This window comes from Acidobacteriota bacterium (assembly GCA_016184105.1).
Classification (GTDB): Bacteria; Acidobacteriota; Vicinamibacteria; order Vicinamibacterales; family 2-12-FULL-66-21; genus JACPDI01.
The window spans coordinates 20,555-41,249 of record JACPDI010000046.1 but is presented as its reverse complement, the minus strand read 5'-3'; the positions used below and the strand labels follow the sequence as shown (position 1 = coordinate 41,249).

The following is a 20,695-nucleotide window of genomic DNA, read 5'->3' as shown; positions in this document are numbered from 1 at the left end:
GTGCCTACTGCTTGACCAGATACTTGAACACCGCCTGCAGGTTGTCGTCAGGCGACGTCACCTCGTCTATCCGCCCGAACTCGCCGGATGCGGCCATCTCGGTCAGCCGCGCGTAAAACGCATCCGGCCTGGCGGTCTCGATCACCACCGCGCCTTCCTCGAACCGCATGCTGAGCACGTCGTCGCGCGTGAGGAACTCGCGGGCGAGCCCGCGCGGGTCGGCGCCCCGGATGTAGACGGTATGTGGATGCTCGTCGATGAGATCGCGGATGTGGTGCACGTCCCCTTCGGCGAGGATCCGCCCGTTGTTGATCAGGAGGATGTTCGACGTCATCGACTCGATCTCGTGCAGGATGTGGCTCGAGACGACGACGCTCTTGCCGGCGCGCGCCCAGTCGCGGATGAAGCGGATCGTCTTGCGGCGCGCGAGCGGATCCATGCCCGAGAGCGGCTCGTCCAGGATCAGCAGCTCCGGGTCGTGGACGATGGCCTGTGCGAGCTTCACGCGCTGCCGCATGCCCTTGCTGTAGGCGCCGATCTTCTTGTTCGCCGCGTCCATGAGGTCGACCTGTTCGAGCGCGCGGCGGGCGGCCGCATCGGCGGATCCGTTGTCCAGGCCGTTCAGCCGCACGAGGGCGGTCACCCACTCGAGGCCGGTCATCCGGTCGTAGAAGGCGTCCTGCTCCGGGCAGAACCCGATCCGCCCGTACAGCGGCGGGTTATCCCAGATCGGCGCCCCGAGGACGCGGATCGAGCCTTTGCTCGGCTTCAACTGGCCGGTAATCAGCTTCAGGAACGTCGATTTGCCGGCGCCATTGGGGCCAAGCAGGCCGGTGACGCCGGGCGGCACCGACACCGTGACGTCGTTGAGGCCGATGACCTGTCCGTACCACTTCGACAGCTGCTCGGCGGTAATGAGCGGCGCCACTACGTCACCACTTCCACGCCGCGCACCCGCCGCTCGAGGACGGACGCGGACACGACGATCAGGCCGATGATGACGAGAAGGGACACGATCCACGGCACCTCGTACCGCGGCTTGAGCCGGAAGATCACGTCCACCACTTGAATGAGGTTGTCGCTGAACGACACCCAGGCGACACGGGTGCCTCCCGTGATGAGCGCCAGCGCGCCGAACATCGCCTTGGTGAAGAACAGCAGTCCGGCGTAGAGGATCGCGACGTACCGCGCGCTTTTCGAGAGCGACGAGAGCGCGAGCATCGTGAAGCTGGCGACGAGCACCTGGACGAGCCCCGCGAGCGTGATGGCCGGAAAGAGGAAGATGTTCTTTCTCGCGAACTCGAAGCTCCCGGCGAACGCAATCTGCAGCAGCAGCAGCAGGATGCCCGGCACGAAGGTCACCAGGGCCAGGAAGACGGCGAGGATCGCCAGCTTGCCGGCGATGTATTCGGCGCGCATCAGGGGCTTGGACAGGTAAATCTGCAGGGCGTTGGCGCGGCGATCGTTGGCGATGAGCCCGGCGCCGGCGTAAATCGTCACGAAGAAGACGAACGGCCCCTGCTGGTCCATGAACTCACGGAACGTCTCCGCGGTGGGCGCGAGCAGAGCGGCTTGCGGGAAGTTCGACGCGATGTAGATCTGCACCGCCCGGACGACGAACGGGAGCCACGCGAGGAGCAGCAGGCCGAGGAACATCTTCCGGCCGATCATGTTGCGGATCCCCGCCGCCGCGATGACCGTCCACGCCTTGCCCGGCTGGTCGCGCTTCCCGGCGTAGCGGCGGTAACTCTGATCGTGAATAGGCATTCGGGTCTCGCGTCTCAGGTCAGTCTTCGCCGACCGCCTTGGCGAACACGTCTTCGAGCGTCGGCAGGCTCGCCTTCAGGTGGCGCACCTGCACGCCGTGCTTCGCGGCCAGCGCGAACAGGGCCTGCTGGTCGTTCGCGGCCCCGAGCCGCGGCGCGGCGGCGCCTGGAACGAAGACGCGAATCACGTCCTCGTCCGTGTTGTGCGTCTCGAGGCCGGCCTCGTGCAGCCGCTCGAGGAAGCCGTGAAGGGTCCCGCCCGGGAACTTGACGCGCAGCTCGAAGACGCGGCCGGCCGGCCCTTTCAGCTCGCCGATCGGCCCCTGCGCGACGACCGTCGCCTTGTCCATCACGATGACGTGGTCGCACGTGTACTCGACGTCGGGCAGGAGGTGCGAGGAGAGAATCAGGTTCACGCGCTTGTTGTGCGCCAGGTCGCGGACGAGCTCGAGCATCTCCTCGCGCCCCTTCGGGTCCATCCCGTTGGTGGGTTCGTCGAGGAACAGCAGGTCGGGGTCGTGGACCAGCGCCTGCGCGAGCTTGATGCGCTGCTTCATGCCCGTGGAGTAGGTTTCCACGTTCCGGTAACGCGCCTCCCCCAGCCCGACGTAGTACAGCACCTCGTGCGCGCGCTGCATCGCATCGGAAAACGCCAGGCCGGCGAGCCGGCCGCAGTAGGCGACAAACGTCACGGCGTTCATGCCCGGAATGTGCGCATCGGTCTCCGGCATGTATCCCAGCCGCGCGCGAATCTCGAGCGGCTTGTCGGCCACATCCATGCCGAACACGCGCATCGCCCCCTCGTCCGGCTTCACGAAGCCGAGGAGCGCCTTGAGCATGGTGCTCTTGCCCGCGCCGTTCGGCCCAAGCAGCCCCACGGCCCCCGGCTGGAACGCCGCGGTCACGTCCTTGAGGGCGCGGTTGGTCCCGTAGGCGACGGTCACGCGGGAGAGGGTGACGATGGGGTCCATCTGCTCACTTTCCTTATACGTGTCCACCACTTACAGCGTTCCCCGCAGCCCGAGGTCGTCGGCGCGCTCGCGCATGCCGGCGATGACGTTCGTGATGTGCTGGTCGAGAGGCAGGCCCAGCTCCTCGGCCCCCTTCCGGAGATCGTCGCGCGGAACCGCGCGCGCGAACGCCTTGTCCTTCATCCGCTTCACCACGCTCGACGCCTCGAGGTCGAGCACGCTCTTCGAGGGGCGCACGAGCGAGGCCGCGGTGACGAACCCGGCCATTTCGTCGCACGCGAACAGCGTCTTCTCCAGCCGCGACTCGCGCGCCACGCCGGTGTAGTCGGCGTGCGAGAGGATCGCGCGCAGCACCCATTCGGGGTAGCCGAGGGCCCGCAAGTGCTCCACGCCGCGGTAGGGATGCTCCTCGCGCGTCGGGTGCCGCTCGTAATCGAAGTCGTGGAGGATGGCGACCACGCCCCAGTCGTTCTCGTCCTCGCCGAACAAGCGCGCGTATTGGCGGACCGCGGCTTCGACGGCGAGCATGTGCTTCCGGAGGTTGTCGTTCTGCGTCCATTCCCGCATCAGGGCGAGCGCGGCGTCTCGATTCAGCATGCTTACTGCACCAGGTTGATGAAGGTCGTGATGATGATGGCGTTGGTGAAATCGATGAAGAAGGCGCCGACCATGGGGACGACGAGAAACGCCCGCGGCGCCGGCCCGAACTTCTCGACGATCGACTCCATGTTCGCGACGGCGTTCGGCGTCGCGCCCAGGCCGAACCCGCAGTGGCCGCCGGCCATGACCGCGGCATCGTAGTCGCGCCCCATGAGGCGATAGGTCGCGAAATAGGCGAACGTCCCCATCATCGCGACCTGCACGGTCAGGATCACGAGCATCGGCAGCGCGAGATCCAGCAGCTCCCACAGCCGCAGGCTCATGAGCGCCATCGAGAGGAACAGCGACAGCGCGATGGTGCCGAGGTCGTCGACCACGCGCGGCTCGATCCGCACGACGCCGGTGAAATCCGCCGCGTTCCGGGCGATGGCGGCGACGAGCATCGCACCGATGTACGCCGGCAGGGTGACGTACTGGCCCAGCCAGCGGCTGAGGAGCCCGCCCATCCACATCGCGAGGAGGATCACCGTGATGACCTTCAGCAGCGTGTATGCGGTCGCCGGCTCCCCCGCCGGCTCGGTGTCAATTTCCTCGTCGAGCGCGTCCACCTGGGCCGCCGCCGCCTGCGCGGCCGGGCTGATGTGCCCCGGGGTGTGCTTCGGATGGTTACGCCGGATGAGCGCCGTGGCGATCGGCCCGCCGATCAGCCCCCCGCTGACCAGCCCGAAGGTCGCCGCGGCCATCGCCAGCGTCACGGCCGCGCGGAAGCCGTACTGATCTTCCATCAGCTTGCCGAACGCCGCGCCGGTGCCGTGGCCGCCGGTCATCGTGATCGAGCCCGCGATCAGCCCCAGAAACGGATGGACGCCGAGCAGCCTGGCGAGGCCGACACCGACCGCATCCTGGAAAATCGCCATGAGGCTGGCGATGACCCAGAACAGCAGCACCTGCGGCCCGCCGATCTTCAGCAGCCCCAGGCTCGCGCCGAGGCCGATCGTCGTGAAGAACGCGATCATGAGCGGGGTCTGCAGCGTGGCGTCGAACTCGAACCCCACGACCCCCTGCAGCCGCAGCGTCAGCGCAACCGCCGCAAAGAGAAACCCGCCGACGACCGGGGCCGGGATGTTGTAGCGATTGAGAATCCCGACGCGCCGCCGGATGCCATAACCGACGAAAAGGACGACGGACGCGAGGGCGAGCGTCTGGATCATGTCCAGCCGGACGATCAGCTTCGGCAATAAGCCTCCACGGAATGCGGTTGCATGATATATTTTCGCGCCAGCCTGCACAAAATTCAGGGGACATTCGATGGCTGACATGACGCGCGGCCCTGCCGCGGCGCCTTCCGGGACGGGCACGCTCGTCCAACTCGACACCGAATTCAAGCGCGGCCTCGGCCTCTACGCCTCGACGATGATCGTCGTCGGGTCGATGATTGGATCTGGCATCTTCATCGTCTCCGCGGAAATGGCGCGGCAGGTCGGCAGCCCGGGCTGGCTGCTGGCCGCGTGGGTGGTGACCGGCGTGCTCACGATCGCCGGCGCGCTGTCCTACGGCGAGCTGGCGGCGATGATGCCGCGGTCCGGCGGGCAGTACGTCTTCCTGCGGGAGGCTTTCTCTCCGCTGGCCGGCTTCCTCTACGGCTGGACGCTGTTCATGGTGATCCAGACCGGGACCATTGCCGCGGTTGCGGTCGCCTTCGCGCGGTACACCGGCTACCTGGTGCCCTGGCTGTCCGAAACCAACTATCTCGTGCCGCCGATGCACATTACCCAGGGGTATGCCGTGTCGCTCTCGACCGTGCAGCTCCTCGGCCTGGTGCTGATCGCCTTTCTCACCTGGACGAACACGCGCGGGCTGGACTGGGGCAAGGTGATTCAGAACGTGTTCACGACCGCCAAGACCGGCGCCCTTGTGGCGCTCATCCTGGTGGGGCTGCTCTTCGGCTGGAACGAGCTGGCGGTGAGCACGAACTTCGGCGACTTCTGGACGCCGCGGGGGTACACGCCGATCGCGCCGGGTGTGAGCGCGGCAACCACGTACGGGTTGCTCGTGGCGCTCGCCGTGTCGCAGGTGGGTTCCATGTTTTCGGCCGACTCGTGGCACAACATCGCGTTCGCGGCCGGCGAGGTGAAGGACCCGCGGCGCACGCTGCCGCTGGCGCTGGTGTTCGGCACGGTGATCGTCATCACGCTGTACGTGCTCGCCAACGTCGCGTACCTCGTCACGCTGCCGCTTGGCGCGATCCAGACCGCGCCGGCCGACCGCGTGGCCACCTCCACGCTCGAGGTCATCTTCCCGGGGCTGGGTGCGATGATCATGGCCATCGGCATCATGATCTCGACCTTCGGGTGCAATAACGGCCTGATCCTGGCAGGCGCGCGCGCCTACTACGCGATGGCGCGTGACGGGCTGTTCTTCCGGCGCGCGGGCGCGCTCAACGAAGAAAAGGTGCCGGCCTGGGGGCTGGTCATCCAGGGCATCTGGGCCGCGGCTCTCGTGCTGCCACGCACCTACAACACCGCGACCGGCACGTACGGGAACCTGTACAACGACCTGCTGACCTACGTCATCTCCGCCGCGCTGCTCTTCTACATCGCGACGATCTCCGGGCTGATCCGGCTGCGCTTCACACGCCCGGACGCGGAGCGGCCCTACAAGGCATTCGGCTACCCGGTGCTGCCGGCGATCTACATCCTGGGCGCCAGCGGCATCCTCCTCGTGCTGTTCACGTACCAGACCGCCACGACGTGGCCGGGACTGGCGATCATCCTCACGGGAGTGCCGGTGTACTTTCTGTGGAGGCGGTAGGTTCGAGGAGGTTCGAGGAGGTTCGAGGAGGTTCGAGAAGGTTCGAGAAGGTTCGAGGAGGTTCGAGGGTTCTGGTGAAACCCTCGGACCCGTCGTGGCTCAAGAAATCTTCTTCAGCTCGACCCGTCGGTTCGCCACGGGTCCGGTCTTCTCGATGGCGGCCGCGCGGGACCGAGATGGCGCACCATCTCGGTCCGCCCCTCGAGATGATCGAGCATCCCGGCATGCGGCTGAGGCGGGCCGGTCACCAAATCGCCAAATCCCCACATTCACAGGAGCTCCTTCCTCGGCTCCGGCCATCCGTCGCGGCGCAGCATCTCCACTCCGCGCTTGATGATCGCAGCGGCTTTCGGCGTCAGCCCGAACGCCTCCAACTGATCGGGCTCGACCAGCACCGCGGCGGCGACATCCGAGCCGTGCTGCAACCGCCCGCCAAGCGGGCGGCACAGATAGTCGATCAGCACGAAGTGATACCGCACCCGGTGATCCTCATCGAGCAGGATGCGATCGAACACTTCGATCACGGGGCCGACCTCCACGATGAGCCCCGTCTCCTCGAGAATCTCGCGCGCGGTACCCGCCTCCAGCGTCTCACCCACTTCGAGCGTTCCACCCGGCAGGCTCCACTGCCCTGCCAGCGGCTCGAACCGGCGCTTGATCAGGACGACCTTCGAGTCGGCGACGATGACGGCGCCGACGCCGACGATGGGGCGCGGAGGATACTTCCGCGAGCGATGGGGCGTGGCCGTCGGAACCGGCACATCAGCCATCGCGTCGTGGCCCGCCGGCTGAACGACGGAGCGCTGTTTCTCGATGAGCGCCCCCTCGCCGAGGTAGAAATGCGTATAGCCGGTGACGTGGTGCGCGCTGGAATCGTCCGAGGCGGGCTCGCGAAAGCCAGCCACCCATTCGGCGTGCACCCATCCGCGGCCGGTCTCCAGGCGGGCCAGCGTGCGGATGCGTACGAAGAGATTCCCTTCGAGCCCGGGACGGTACCGCGCGAAGAACCGGCGGACGGAGGCTTCCGTGCCGGCGTGGCCGCGAGCCGCGCCAGGCGGATCGGGAAGGAGGAAGACGCCGTCGGTCTCGCACGCGGGCGAATAGAAGGCCGTCACGGCGCCGGCGTCTCCAGCGTTGAAGGCACGGACGAAGTCGCGAACGCGGTCCAGATGGTCTTTGTTCATTCTCGCGGGCGTCTACAGCGGGAGCGAGGCTTCCGCGTTGAAGTCGAGCGGGGCGCGCGCGCCGGCCTCCATCTTGCGCAGGCCTGCCGCGGCGATCATCGCCGCGTTGTCAGTCGAGAGCGCAAGGCTGGGGACGAACACGGGCAGGCCGGCGGCCGCACCGCGTGCCAGCGCATCGGCGCGCAAGCGGCTGTTCGCGGACACGCCGCCCGCGATGCCCACGCTGCTGGCACCCAGCCACGCCGCCGCGGCAAACGTCCGGTCCAGCAGCGCTTCGACGACCACGCGCTGAAAGCTCGCGCAGAGGTCCGCGATCTGCTGCGGCGCGAGCATGCGCTGCGGGTCGCTTCCCTCGGGCGCCAGGCGGCGCACCTCTCGCAGCATCGCGGTCTTGAGCCCGCTGAAGCTGAAATCAGTCTGAAGCTCCACGGACCTGGGCAGCAAGCCGGGCGGCGGCGTTGCCGCTGGAGACACGCGATCGCGGTGCGTGATCCGGGTCACCGGCAGGTCGAACGCGCGGTCGCTGCCGGTCGCCGCGAGCCGGTCGATCACCGGCCCTCCCGGGTAGCCGAGCCCCAGCATCTTCGCGACCTTGTCGTACGCCTCTCCGGCCGCGTCATCGCGCGTGCGGCCGACCAGCTGATACTGCCCCGCGCGCGGCACCGAGTAGAGACTGGTGTGACCGCCGGAGACCACCAGCACGGCGGCGGGCAGCGGCAGCACGCCATTGTGGAGGAAGAGTGACTCGATGTGGCCGGCCAGATGATGGACCGGAACAACAGGCAGGTCGCGCGCGAACCCGGCGGCCTTGGCAAAGGCCACGCCCACCAGCAGGGAGCCCACGAGCCCGGGGCCCTGCGTGACCGCGATCGCGTCGATGGCCGGCCACGAAGTCGAGGCGTCGGCGAGCGCGCGCTCCACAACCCCGCAGATATCGCGGATGTGCTGCCGGGACGCCAGCTCGGGCACCACGCCGCCCCACTCGCGGTGGATGGCGACCTGCGAGGCGATGACGTTCGAGCGGATCGCCCACGGGCGAGCGGCGTCGCCCGTCTCACCGACGACGGCCGCCGACGTTTCGTCGCAAGACGTTTCGATGCCCAGGACGTTCACAACTTCAGGCCTTACCTCGCCGGCAGCGTCGGATCGGCCGTCGCCTTCAGCGTTTCCAGATACGGCGGATGAAAAATACCGCGTTCCGTGATGATGCCCGTCACGTAACGGTGGGGCGTCACGTCGAACGCCGGATTGCGGATCCGTGCTCCCTCCGGCGTCAGCCGCGACGAGCCGATATGCGTCACCTCGCGCTGGTCGCGCTCCTCGATGGGAATGTGCGCACCGTCGGGCGTCGCGAGATCAACCGTCGAGATGGGCGCGGCGACGTAGAACGGGATGTGATGCTCGCGCGCCAGCACGGCCACGGTGTACGTGCCGATCTTGTTCGCCACGTCGCCGTTGGCGGCGATGCGGTCGGCGCCGACGACGACCAGGTCGATTTCGCCGGCGTGCATGAGCGGCCCGGCCATCGACTCGGTGATGACGGTCGTCTCGATGCCGTCGCGCACCAGCTCCCACGCGGTGAGCCGCGCCCCCTGCATGAACGGGCGTGTCTCGTCGGCGAAGACCGCAATCTTCTTCCCCATCTCGACCGCGGCGCGAATCACGCCGAGCGCCGAGCCGTATCCGGCCGTCGCCAGCGCCCCCGCGTTGCAGTGCGTCAGCACCCGCGCGCGATCCGGGACCACCTCGGCGCCGTGCCGGCCCATCGCCCGGCAGCTCTCGACGTCCTCGTCGTGAATGCGGCGCGCCTCGCGCTCGAGCCGGGCCGCCAGCTCCTCCGGCGACTCACCAGCCTGCGCCCCTTCCGCGAAGGCGCGCTTCATGTGCGTGATCGCCCAGAACAGGTTCACGGCGGTCGGCCGGGTCGCGGACATCAGGTCGCAGATCTTCTGGAACTCCACGGCGACCTGCGTCGTCCCCCTGGCCTTGCTCTTCTTGACGCCGAGCGCGATTCCCATGGCCGCCGCCACCCCGATGGCGGGCGCGCCGCGGATGATCATCGTGCGAATCGCCTTGGCAACCTCCTGGGCGGAGCGGCACCGCACGTAGATTTCCTGCGCGGGCAGCTTGCGCTGGTCGACCATGACGATGGTGTCGTCCTGCCAGTCGATGGTTGGAAGCATAAAGAGTGATGATACCGAAGGAAAAAGGCAAAAGGGAAAAGGGACTCTTACTTTCCGAGCAATCTGCGGTCGAAGGGTGCGGGCAGCAGATCGGACATCCGGTACCGCGCCGTCACGCGGTCGAGGTTGGCGAGCACGACCTCGATGTCGCCGCAGAATTCCCACAGCAGCTGGCGGCAGGCGCCGCACGGGGGCGTCGGGTCATCGGTGGCCGCCACAACGGCCACGCGGGTGAACCCGCGGTGCCCATCCGCAATCGCGCGGAAGATCGCGGAACGCTCGGCGCAGATCGTCAGCCCGTAGGTGGCGTTCTCGACGTTGCAGCCGACCTCGATCGTGCCGTCCTCCGCTTCGAGCGCCGCGCCGACCTGGAAGCCGGAATACGGCGCGTAGGCGCGCGCGCGCACGGCGCGCGCGGCGTCCACCAGGCGGCGCTCGCCCGCCTCGCGGTCAGAGCCGGCCAATGACGTCCTCCAGCAGCGCGCCGAACGCCTTCCGCACGCGGCGCGCAGTCTCCATCACTTCGTGGTGATCAAGGGGCTGAGGCAGCACGCCCGCGGCCATGTTGGAGATGCACGAGAGGCCCAGCACCTCGACTTTCGCATGGCGCGCCGCGATGGCTTCCGGGACGGTCGACATGCCGACGGCGTCGGCGCCAATCGTCCGGAGGTACCGGATCTCGGCCGGCGTTTCGTAGCTCGGGCCGCGCAGCGCGGCGTAGACGCCGTGGACCACGGGGACGCCCGTGGCGCGCGACGCCTCGTCCGCGAGGGCGCGCAGCCGTCGCGAGTACACCTCGGTCATGTCGGGAAACCGCGGCCCGAACCGGTCCTCGTTCTCGCCGACGAGCGGGTTGTCGCCGAGCAGGTTGATGTGGTCGTCGATCACCATCAGCGCGCCCGGATGAAACGCCGTGTTCACGCCGCCGGCCGCGTTGGTCAGGATCAGCGTGCGCACGCCCAGCGCCGCCATCACGCGCGTGGCGAACGTCACGGTGCGCAGGTCGTGCCCCTCGTAGAAATGCACGCGCCCCGAGAGCGCGGCGACGCGCCGGCTGCGCAGCGATCCGGCGACGAGCTGCCCCGCGTGGCCGATGATGCGTGAGGCGGGCCAGTGCGGTATCCCGTCGTAAGGAATGGTGACGGCGTCCTGCAGGCGCTCGCAGAAGTCGCCCAGGCCCGATCCGAGCACCACCGCCACATCCGGCGCACCCGCGCGCGCCTCGAGCGCTTCGGCGGCTTCCCGGACGCGATCGAAGTAGGTCGCAGGCGCCATGGCTACAGGAGAAATCCGGCAATCGTCGCCGTCACGAAGTTGGCGAGCGTGCCCGCCAGCATCGCGCGAAGTCCGAGCCGCGCGAGGTCGTGCCTTCGGTTCGGCGCCAGCGCGCCGATCCCGCCAATCTGGATGCCGATCGAGCTGAAGTTCGCGAAGCCGCACAGCGCGAACGTGGCGATGGTGAACGACCGCGGATCGAGCGCGTCCTTGAGGGGGCCGAGTTGCGAGTAGGCGACGAACTCGTTGAGCACCATGCGCGTGCCCAACAGGTTGCCGATGGTCGGCGCATCCCGCCACGGCACCCCCATCGACCACGCGACGGGCGCGAAGACCCAGCCGAAAACCCGCTGCAGGCTCAGGTCCACCTGTATCGTGCCGCCGAGCCAGCCGAGCAGGGCGTTGACGAGCGCGACCAGCGCCAGGAACGAGATCAGCATCGCGCCGACGTTGAGCGCCAGGTGCAACCCCTCGCCCGTGCCGCGCCCCGCCGCATCGATGACGTTGACGTCGGTCTTCTCAACCTCCAGCTTCACGGTCCCCATGGTGAGCGGGGTCTGCGTCTCCGGGACGAACATCTTGGCCATGAGCAGCGTGCCGGGCGCGGTCATGATCACGGCGGTGAGCAGGTGCTTGGCCTCGATCCCGAAGAGGATGTAGGCGGCCATGATGCCGCCCGAGATGTGCGCCATCCCCGACGTCATGACCGTCATCAGCTCGGAGTAGGTCATCGACGGGAGGTACGGGCGGATGGTCAGCGGCGCCTCCGTCTGCCCCATGAAGATGCTGGCCGCGACGTTGAGCGACTCGGCTCCGCTCGCGCGCATGAAGCGCCGCATCACCAGCGCGAACAGCCGGACGATGAGCTGCATGACGCCGAAGTAGTACAGGATGGCGAACAGCGCGGCGATGAAGATGATCGTCGGCAGGACCTGGAAGGCGAAGATGACCGCATACGCCGCTCCGCCCTCGCCGAGCGCGGAGGTCATGACGCGCCCCCACACGGTCTTGTCACCGAGCGGCCCGAACACGAACGAGGCGCCAATGCCCGCGAAACCGAGCAGCCGGTTGATGCCATCGCCGAGCACAGCGAAGGTCCGCTGCCCCGCCGTCGTCTTCAGGACGAGCAGCGCGAACACCACCTGCAGCACCAGGCCCCAGGCGACCGTGCGCCGATCGATCGCCCGCCGGTTGCTCGAGAAGGCATAGGCCACGCCCAGGATCACGAACAGGCCGCAGATGGCCTGCACCTTGGGCGCGCCGAGCGCGCGGGCCGCGACCGCCGCGACCAGGGCCAGCGCGGCCGCCGCGCCGAGCACCACGAGATCGCGATATTCGAACGGACTGCGCAGGGGGACGGGTGCGGATGACGCGGTCGTCTCGTTCATAAGGATCAGCGGGACTCGCCGATAGTGTCGATGATGAGCGGCGCAACGGCGGGCGCGCGATCGCTCATCACGATGGCCTGCCCGGCCACGGGAATCGCGGCGCGCAGACGGGATTCATCCCTGTAGTGCAGCTCGAGGATCGGTTCTCCGGCCTCCAGCTCGTCGCCGGGTTTGGCGCGCACCGTGATGCCGACGGCGGGATCGATCCGGTCGGAGGCTTTTTCGCGCCCCGCCCCGAGGAGCATCGACGCGGTGCCGACCACAAAGCCGTCGAGCGAGGCGAGGTATCCCTCGACCGGCGCGCCGACCACGTAGGTGTCCGGGGCGACCGGCAGCAGGCTGTAGTCCTCCACGATGCGCGGATCCCCGCCTTGCTGCGCGACCATCTCGCGGAACTTCTCGACCCCCGCGCCGGAGGCGAGCGCGCCGCGCACGCGCGCGCCGGCGTCAGCCATCGTGGGACTGATGCGCGCGAGCACGAGCATGCGCGCGGCCAGCGCCACCGACAGCCGCTCGAGGTCGTCCGGACCCCGTCCCTTGAGCGTCTCGATCGACTCGCGGTCAGCAGCGCCTCGGTGCGCACGCCGGACGCCTGGCCGATGGCCACCAGCGAGTTGGCAAGCGCGCGCGCGTCGGCCTCGGTCTTCATGAACGCGCCGCGGCCCACCTTCACGTCGAGCACCAGCGCGTCGATCCCCTCGGCGATCTTCTTGCTCATGATGGACCCGCAGATCAGCGGGATGCTCTCGACGGTCGCCGTCACGTCGCGCAGGGCGTACAGGATCTTGTCGGCCGGCGCGATGCGGGCGGTCTGCTGGATCATCGCCAGGCCGGTCGCGCGAAGCGCCGCACGCATCTCGTCGAGCGACAGATCGAGGCGGAACCCGGGGATGGATTCCAGCTTGTCCACCGTGCCGCCCGTGTGCCCGAGACCGCGGCCTGACATCATCGGCACGATCGCGCCGCACGCCGCCGCCAGCGGCGCCAGCACCAGCGAGGCCTTGTCGCCGACCCCTCCGGTACTGTGCTTGTCCACCTTGACGCCGGGAAGATCCGAGAGGTCGGCCCGATCGCCCGAACGCACCATCGCCTGGGTCAGCCACGCGGTCTCCCGGTCGGTCATGCCGCGCAGCAACACCGCCATCAGGAACGCGGAGGCCTGGTAGTCCGGGATGGTACCGGCGGTCACGCCGGCGATAAACCAGCCGATGTGTTCTTCGGTGAGGGAGTGACCGTCACGTTTGAGGCGGATGATGTCGACGGCGGTCATGCGGGGATTTGCTGAGTATAATCCATGCGTCACCATCCACATGGCAAACGCCGCCACCTCCGAGATTCCGCGGCTGGTGCAAGGCCTTGCGCGAGCCATCGTCGCGGCGGCGCGAAGCCGCGCGCTGTACCCGGCCGAACACCCGGCGGTCGCCTCGTCGCTCTCCCGGCTCCGGTCCGCGCTGGACGAGGCGGCGCGCGAGCGGCCGCTCGCCGTCGGCGTCACGCCTGACGCGCTCATCATCGATGAGGGCGCGCCGATCGACCACGGGCCGGGCGCCGAGGCCGCCGCGCTCCTGCACGCGCGCGATGTCCTTCGAATCGTCTTCGCGCCGCAACTCGCGCCGGAGCCCGTGCAGGCCTTCGTCGAGCTGATCGCGTCCGACCCGGCGCAGCTGCGCGAGCGCGGGGGCCCGGCCGAAGCGTGGCGCACCACCGGGCTGCACGGCATCGCCATCGTGCAGGTGGACTACCGCAAGGTCCTCGAGGAGCGCGAGGCCGCCGCCGCCCCCTCGCGCCGCGACGATCTCTGGCAGGCGATCGTGCGGTCCGTGCTCGATCGCAAGAAGATCCTGGACGACGCCGTGCAGCGCCGCCTGCTCGAAATCGCCGGCAGCACCGACGCGATCGGCGCGCTGGCGCAGGACGTCATGGCGCCCAACTGCACGCCGGATGGATCGCCGCTCGTGACCACCCAGGCGGCGGCGATCGTCGCCGCCTACGACCACCTCCACAACATTGTCACGGTGCTGGCGCCGGAACGCCGTGACGAGATCGTCCGGAACCTGGCGGCAGCCACCGCCGAGCTCGATCCGCGGGTCGCGCTCCAGATGATGCGCGGCGCGCAGGACGAGCAGGCCGGCCGGCCCGGAACCGGACACGCTGCCTCAGTGGTGGTGATGGCGGGCGTCGCGGCGGCGTTCGACGACGTGAAGGTCGCGCAGCTGCTGGCGACCACGCTGGCGCTCGAAGGACAGGCGTCGGCGCGGCTCGCCTCGGTGTTCGAAACGATCGCGCCGGACGAAGACCGCCGCCGTCGCGTGCTGCGCCTCACGCGGACGCTGATGGCCGAAACCGAGTTCGGCCGGCGGAGCGAGTTCGAGGCCATGTGGCAGTCGATGGAGGAGCTGCTCCTCAACTACAACGAGCGCCCCTTCGTCTCCGCCGAATACCGCGCCGGGCTGGATCAGGCCGGCGAGCGGGCCGCGCGCATGGCGGCCGCCGCGGACCTGCCGCCGGAGCTGGGCGAGTGGATGCAGACGCTCGATCAGGATCACGTGCGCCGGCTGTCGGTCTCCCTGCTGATCGATCTGCTGAACCTGGAAAGCGACGCCGGTCGCGCGCCCGCCCTCGCGGCCGACCTGGCGGCGCTCGCCGAAGACATGCTGATGGCGGGCGACTACGAGGCGGCCGCCGCCATCGGCGCCGCGATGGCCGGCCGCGCGGCCGACCGCGCGGCGCCCACTCGCGAGGCGTGCCGCGTCGCGCTCGACCAGTTGGCCCGCACGCCGGCCGTGCGCGACACGGTGATGCTGCTCGACGACATGGACGACGCGCAGCTCGCACAGGTGGAGACATTCGCCGGCGCGATCGGCGCCGCCGTCGTGGACGCGCTGCGCGAGGTGATGACGCTCGACGATGGCCATCTCCCGCGAGCGCGGGCGCGTGCGTCGGCGATGATCGTGGCGTGCGGCGCCGCCGCCATCCCGCGGCTCGCGCCGCTGCTTGCGGACCCCAGGTGGCACGTGCAGCGCAACGCCTGTGAACTGTTCCAGGCGATCGGCTCGCCGGAGGCGGTGCCCTTCCTGCAGCCGTTGCTCCGCAGCCACGATTCCCGCCTGCTTCGGCAGACCGTCCGCGCGCTGTCGAACATCGAGGATCCCGCGGCGGCACGGGCGGTTCACACCGTGCTGCGCGCCGCCACGGGGGAGGCGCGCCAGGCGGTGGTCGGCGCCCTCGCCGCGGAGCGGGACCCGCGCGTGGTGCCGGTGCTGTCTCGCATCCTGGCGGAAAGCGACGCGCTCGGCGCGGACCACGCGGTCGTGCTCGACACGCTGAACGCGCTCGGGACGCTCGGCGCGATGGTCGGGGATCCGGCGGTCGGCACGGTGGCCGGCCTGATGCACCGGCGCAGGTGGTTCGCCCGCCGGAAGCGGCGGGCGCTCGCCGAGACCGCCGTGACGGCGCTGCGCCGGGTCGGGACGCCCGCGGCGCAGCGGGCGATCGCCGATGCGGCGGCGCGCGGCGATCGTCTGGTGAGAAAGATCGCGGCGGCCGGGCCGTCTCGCGAGAGCCGGGAATGACGGCGATGACTGGGGCGGCGCACGCCGAGGAGCTCGTCCGGCGCCTGGCGGCGGCCGTCCGCGCATCCTCGTTGTACGCGCCGGGCCACCCGCTCGTGCAGCGCGGGACCGACGCGCTCGCGGCGTTGTGCGCCCGCGCGCTGCAGTCGTCCGACCAGCTTGTCGTCGGATTTGTCGGCGATGAAGTCGTCGTCGACGGCCAGCGCCTCACGCGGAGCGCGGCCGGGCTTGTCGGCTTCGTGCGCGACCTGCGCGCGCGCGAGGTGGAGAAGATCACCTTCTCGCGCGGCGTCACGCGCGAGGAGGTGCGCGCGTTCGTCGCGGCGCTCGGCGACCACACCTCGCGCGAGCCGCTCGCGAGCCGGCTCGAGCGGAGCGCCCTGCGCGGAATCACCGTCGGCCGGATCGTGGTGTCGGAAGACGAGGGCGGCTCGGTCGGCCTCGTCGCGGCGAAGAAGCTCTATGGCACGGCGGTCGACACGGCCGAGTCCCTCTGGGACGCCGCGAAGGCCGGGGACCAGCCGGATCCCGCGGCCGCGCGCACGATTATCGACAGCCTGGCGCGCCTGGTCTCGCAGGACCGCACGTCGCTGATGGCGCTCACCGCGCTCAAGAAGTACGACAACTACACGTTTACGCACATGGTGAACGTCGCCGTGCTGGCGATGGCGCTGGCGCGATCGCTCAACGTGCAGGGGCCGCTGCTGCGCGAATTCGGGTTCGCGGCGCTGATGCACGACATCGGCAAGGTGAACACCCCGGTTGACGTCCTCAACAAGCCCGACAAGCTGTCCAGGGACGAATTCGAGGTGATGAAGCGGCACGTGATCGACGGCGCGCATATACTCCGGCGCACGCCCGAAATGCCGGCACTTGCGCCCATCGTCGCCTTCGAGCATCACCTGAAGCAGGACCTTTCCGGCTACCCGGAGAACATCGGGTCGCGGCGGCTCAACCTGTGCACGATGGTGGTCAGCATCGCGGACGTGTACGATGCGCTGCGCAGCAACCGCATCTACCGGCAGGGGCTCCCCACCGCGCGCGTCAAGGCCATCATGGCGCAACAGGACAGCACCGCGTTCAACCGCGCGCTGCTGCGGCGGTTCATCAACCTGATGGGCCTCTACCCGGTCGGCACGCTGGTGCGCCTCGGCACCGAGGAACTCGGCGTCGTCACGCACGAGCACCCGCACGATCCCTTCCGGCCTCAGGTGAAGATCATCCGCGATGCGCGGGGGGAACCCCTCGAATCTCCCGTCCTCGTCAACACGTGGGAACGGGACCTGCAGGGTGACTACGCCCGCGGCGTGGTGGAAGCGGTGGATCCGGAGACCGCGAACATCGACCCGCTGTCCCACCTGAACACGGAGGGTGCGAATTGACGGACGCGCGCGAGCCGCTGTCGCCGGAAATGACGCAGGCGCTCACGGAGTTCGCGCGCGCCTGCAAGGCGGCGGCGCGCGCGGTGTCGCTGTACCCCGCGGCGCATCCCGCAATCGGCGCGACCCTCGGGAAGCTGGTGGAGGCCACCTCGCGCGCCACCGCGGCCGGGCCGTTTGCGATGCAGCTCAGGCCGGACAGCATCCTCGTCGGCGGCGCACCCGCGGCGAGGCCGGACGCGGCGATCGCGGAGCTCGCGCAGCTCCTCCACCAGCAGACGATCGCCAGCATCGTGCTGCACGGCGGCGCCGACGAGCAGACGTGGCGATCCTTCCTGCTGCTGCTCGCGCGCACGCCCGAGGAAAACCGGGCCGATGGAGGGATCGCGCACCTCTGGAGCCGCAGCGGCGGATCGAGCATCGAGATCCACGAGGTCGATTACGCCGAGGTCCTGCGCGAGCGCTCCGGGACCGCGGCGCTCATCGACGACGTCGTGGCGGCGTGCCTGAAAGGGTCCCCTCGCCTCGAGGTCACCGACGAAGCCCTGCGCGCGCTCCTCGGCGTCGTCGGCGATCCGGCCAGGCTCCGCGAGCTTGTCGCAAAGCTGGAGGAGGCAGCCGAGAGCGAGGGGCACGGGGCGCACGCGACGGCGTTCCTGAAGCTGCTGAAAGGGCTCGCCGAGTACGTCGCGAAACACCAGCCCGACCAGCTCGAGGGCGTCCTGAAGACGATGGCCGACGCGGCCGGGCGGCTCAGCGCGGACGCCATGGTGAGCCTGCTCGCGCAGCGCATGACGCAGGAGGCGCAGGCGGGCCCGCTCGACGTGGTCGGGGCGGTCGTCGACCGGATGAGCGATCCGGCAATCGCGGGATTCGTCGCCGGCTCGGTCATCGAGGAGCACGGCGCGAGCGAGCGCCTCGCGCAGGCGTTCGAGACGCTCGTCCCGGACGTGGACCGCAAGCGTCAGCTGCTCGCCCTGGCCGAGGAGCAAGTCGCGCAGTCTCCCATCGGCCGGGAGGAAACCTTCGAGGAGCTGTGGGATCGCGTCGAGAAGATGCTGACGACCTACAGCGACGAGTCGTTCGTGTCCGAAGATTACGGGCGCGAGCTGTCCGGGTCGCGGTCGCGTGCCGTGGACGTCGAGAAGGCGAGCGACGACCCGCCGGAGCGCATCGCCGCGTGGATGGGCAGCGTCAGCGATGCGGCGATGCGCGATCTCGACCTGCAGCTGCTGGAGGACCTGCTGGCGGTCGAGCAGGACCCCGCGCGCTGGCGCGACCTGGCGGACACGGTTGTGAGCCACATCGACGACCTGGCGCGCCTCGGCCAGCTGGAGGTGGCTCGCCGCCTGGCCGAACTGGTGGCCGTTGAGGGAAGCCGGGAGGGGTCGCCGCGCGCGGCACAGGCCGGCCCCACGCTCGACCGGCTCGCGAGAGGCGCGCTGCTCCGGCACGCGGTCAAGATGCTCCGGACCGCCACCGACGACGAGTTCGAGTATTTCAAGCGGCTGTCCGGCATGGTCGGGCCCGCCGTCATCCCGCCGCTGGCCGAAGCGCTGGCGGGCGAGGCGGACCCGAAGGCGCGCCGCCGGGTGCGCGAAGTGCTCGTGATGTTCGGAAAGCGCGGGCGCGAGGCGGTCCAGCAGCTGTTGAACGCCTCGAACTGGGAAGTGCGGCGCACGGCGGCGTACCTCCTGAGCGAGTTCGGCGGCAGCGAGAACCTCAACACGCTCGAGCCGTTGCTCACCGATCGCGAGCCGCGGGTGCAGCGCGAGGCGCTCCGGACGGTGCTGCTTGGCGGAAACGAGCTGGCCTACGCGGCCGTGCTCAAGGCGCTCTCCGCCGACGGCCCCGCGCGCGCCAGCCTGGCCGGGGAACTCACGACGCTGAACGACGAGCGCGCGGCGCCGTTGCTCACGTACCTGCTGCCGAAGATCGATCGGCATGCGTTGCGGCCCCTGTTCCTCGCGGCCATCGAGGCCCTGGGCAGCTTCGGCGGCACCGAGGCGGTCGAGGCGCTCAAGTACGCGCTCTACCAGGGCGATCTCTGGTCGCCGTGGCAGACCCGGGAACACCGTCGGGCGGCTGTTGAAGCGTTGGGGCGCATCGGCGGCGAAACGGCGCTGCAGGCGCTGCGCGAGGCGGCGGCATCCGGCCCGCGCGGCGCGCGGCGCGCGGCACGAATGGAACTGGGAAGGCAGGGCAAGTAGGTGGCAGACATCGACCGCGTCGCGCTCTACGACGACGTGCTTCGCAAGCTCGCGTCCGGCATTCGCGGCTCGCAGCTGTACGCGCCCGGCCACCCGCTCACCGCGCGCAACCTCGAAGCGCTGCTCGCGCTCATCCGGCAGCTCCACGGGCTTCACCCGTCGCTCACGGCCGGCATCGTCGGCGGGCAGCTCGTCGTCGCCGACACGCCGATGGCGAAAGCCAGCGCGCAAATGGGCGACCTGATCAAGAAGCTGCAGTCACAGGGGATCGAGCGCGTGTCGTTCGAGCGCGGCATCGGCGGCGAGGAGCTGGAGGCGTTCATGCGCCTGGTCGCGACCTCGGCAAACGCCGATCAGTTCGCGTCGTTGCCGCACATCCGCGTGGGGCGCATCACGAGCCAGGAGGAATCGACCGAGGGCATCCAGAGCGACATGGCCGCGATCCGGCGGCTGTATGCCAACGCGGTCACCAGCGCGCAGTCGGTGTGGGACAGCGCGCAGAGCGAGGGCAAGCCGGACGTGGCGCTGGCGCTCCAGACCGTCGAAGGGCTTTCGGAGGCGGTGACGCAGAACCGGACCGCCCTGATCGCGCTGACGGCGATGAAGACGTACGACAACTACACGTTCACGCACATGGTGAACGTGTCGATCCTCACGATGGGTCAGGCGCGCGCCCTCGGGATCGAGGGCCGGCTGCTGCGGGAATTCGGCCTCTCGGCGCTGATGCACGACATCGGCAAGGTGCGGACGCCGAAAGAGGTGCTCAACAAGCCCGAGAAGCTCACCGACGGCGAGTTCGAGATCATGAAGCGGCACCCGGTGGAGGGCGCGGAAATCCTGCGGCGCACGCCGGAGATGCCGATCCTGGCGCCGATCGTCGCCTTCGAGCACCATCTTCGCGTGGACGGCACGGGGTATCCGGGCGGCGTGCGGCGGAGCGCGCTCAACGTCGGCACGCAGCTGTGCAGCATCGCGGACGTCTACGACGCCATGCGATCGCAGCGCGCGTACCAGGAGGCGTTTCCCTCGGACCGCATCCTGGCCGTCCTGAAGAAGGATGATGGCGCGCATTTCGACCAGCACCTCGTGCGCCGCTTCGCGCAGCTGATGGGCATCTTCCCGCCCGGCAACCTGGTCCGCCTGAGCACGGGGGAGCTGGCGGTCGTCGTCAAGATCCACGCACCCGATCCGTACCGCCCGCGGGTGCGCGTCATCGCGGATGCCGGCGGCGAGCGGCTCGACGTCCCGCTCGACCGCAACCTGTGGGACGCGGTCGACGCTCACGGTCAGCCTATGACAGTCAGCGCGCCGCTCGACCCGGCGCACTTCGGCATCGATCCCCTGACGTTCATGTAG

At 69.3% G+C, this 20,695-nt stretch carries 16 protein-coding genes and 1 pseudogene; 5 read left to right on the top strand and 12 right to left on the bottom strand.

The window, feature by feature from the left end:
* Window positions 1-4: 4 nt before the first annotated feature.
* Genes HYU53_16085 through gltS form a run of 5 tightly spaced genes read right to left on the bottom strand, consistent with a single transcriptional unit; the run spans window position 5 to window position 4,566 of the window.
* Window positions 5-928, bottom strand: a complete 924-nt coding sequence (locus HYU53_16085) for an ABC transporter ATP-binding protein (protein MBI2222712.1) — start codon at window positions 926-928, stop codon at window positions 5-7.
* Window positions 928-1,767, bottom strand: a complete 840-nt coding sequence (locus HYU53_16080; GenBank protein ID MBI2222711.1) for a hypothetical protein — start codon at window positions 1,765-1,767, stop codon at window positions 928-930. The genes HYU53_16085 and HYU53_16080 overlap by 1 nt, the downstream gene beginning before the upstream one ends.
* A 19-nt stretch (window positions 1,768-1,786) precedes the next feature.
* Window positions 1,787-2,737 (bottom strand): ABC transporter ATP-binding protein, encoded by a 951-nt coding sequence (locus HYU53_16075; protein ID MBI2222710.1) that lies wholly within the window; start codon window positions 2,735-2,737, stop codon window positions 1,787-1,789.
* Between the two features lie 30 nt (window positions 2,738-2,767).
* Complete coding sequence (locus HYU53_16070) at window positions 2,768-3,334, bottom strand: HDIG domain-containing protein (protein ID MBI2222709.1); 567 nt, start codon at window positions 3,332-3,334, stop codon at window positions 2,768-2,770.
* 2 nt (window positions 3,335-3,336) lie between these two features.
* Complete coding sequence (gene gltS / locus HYU53_16065) at window positions 3,337-4,566, bottom strand: sodium/glutamate symporter (protein MBI2222708.1); 1,230 nt, start codon at window positions 4,564-4,566, stop codon at window positions 3,337-3,339.
* Between the two features lie 88 nt (window positions 4,567-4,654).
* On the opposite strand from gltS, the gene HYU53_16060 reads away from it, so the two are divergent.
* The gene (locus HYU53_16060) at window positions 4,655-6,148 is read left to right on the top strand and encodes an amino acid permease (protein ID MBI2222707.1); all 1,494 of its coding nucleotides are present in this window, start codon (window positions 4,655-4,657) and stop codon (window positions 6,146-6,148) included.
* Between the two features lie 269 nt (window positions 6,149-6,417).
* Here the strand turns inward: HYU53_16060 and HYU53_16055 are convergent, their stop codons facing one another.
* The 7 genes and pseudogenes from HYU53_16055 to HYU53_16025 form a co-directional block, all read right to left on the bottom strand.
* Window positions 6,418-6,918, bottom strand: a complete 501-nt coding sequence (locus HYU53_16055) for an NUDIX hydrolase (GenBank protein ID MBI2222706.1) — start codon at window positions 6,916-6,918, stop codon at window positions 6,418-6,420.
* A gap of 426 nt (window positions 6,919-7,344) precedes the next feature.
* Complete coding sequence (tsaD, locus tag HYU53_16050; protein MBI2222705.1) at window positions 7,345-8,445, bottom strand: tRNA (adenosine(37)-N6)-threonylcarbamoyltransferase complex transferase subunit TsaD; 1,101 nt, start codon at window positions 8,443-8,445, stop codon at window positions 7,345-7,347.
* A gap of 11 nt (window positions 8,446-8,456) precedes the next feature.
* Window positions 8,457-9,515, bottom strand: coding sequence for an S-methyl-5-thioribose-1-phosphate isomerase (mtnA, locus tag HYU53_16045; protein ID MBI2222704.1), 1,059 nt, complete (start codon window positions 9,513-9,515; stop codon window positions 8,457-8,459).
* A 47-nt stretch (window positions 9,516-9,562) separates the two neighbouring features.
* Window positions 9,563-9,979: a cytidine deaminase gene (locus tag HYU53_16040; GenBank protein MBI2222703.1), complete on the bottom strand. Its 417-nt coding sequence runs from the start codon at window positions 9,977-9,979 to the stop codon at window positions 9,563-9,565.
* Entirely contained in the window at window positions 9,966-10,790 is an 825-nt protein-coding gene (locus HYU53_16035) for a purine-nucleoside phosphorylase (protein MBI2222702.1), read from the bottom strand. Before HYU53_16035 ends, HYU53_16040 begins: the two co-directional genes overlap by 14 nt.
* A gap of 2 nt (window positions 10,791-10,792) precedes the next feature.
* Complete coding sequence (locus HYU53_16030; protein MBI2222701.1) at window positions 10,793-12,178, bottom strand: NupC/NupG family nucleoside CNT transporter; 1,386 nt, start codon at window positions 12,176-12,178, stop codon at window positions 10,793-10,795.
* Window positions 12,179-12,183: 5 nt separating this feature from the next.
* A pseudogene (locus HYU53_16025) lies at window positions 12,184-13,448 on the bottom strand (thymidine phosphorylase).
* A 40-nt stretch (window positions 13,449-13,488) separates the two neighbouring features.
* Between HYU53_16025 and HYU53_16020 the strand changes: the two are divergent.
* The 4 genes from HYU53_16020 to HYU53_16005 are packed head-to-tail and all read left to right on the top strand — an operon-like array spanning window position 13,489 to window position 20,695.
* On the top strand, window positions 13,489-15,750 hold the full coding sequence (locus tag HYU53_16020) for a HEAT repeat domain-containing protein (GenBank protein ID MBI2222700.1): 2,262 nt from the start codon (window positions 13,489-13,491) through the stop codon (window positions 15,748-15,750).
* Window positions 15,747-17,132 carry an HD-GYP domain-containing protein gene (locus tag HYU53_16015; GenBank protein MBI2222699.1) on the top strand — a complete coding sequence of 462 codons (1,386 nt, stop codon included), beginning with the start codon at window positions 15,747-15,749 and terminating at the stop codon, window positions 17,130-17,132. Before HYU53_16020 ends, HYU53_16015 begins: the two co-directional genes overlap by 4 nt.
* Window positions 17,129-19,339 (top strand): HEAT repeat domain-containing protein, encoded by a 2,211-nt coding sequence (locus HYU53_16010; protein ID MBI2222698.1) that lies wholly within the window; start codon window positions 17,129-17,131, stop codon window positions 19,337-19,339. Before HYU53_16015 ends, HYU53_16010 begins: the two co-directional genes overlap by 4 nt.
* Window positions 19,340-20,695, top strand: a complete 1,356-nt coding sequence (locus HYU53_16005) for an HD-GYP domain-containing protein (protein ID MBI2222697.1) — start codon at window positions 19,340-19,342, stop codon at window positions 20,693-20,695.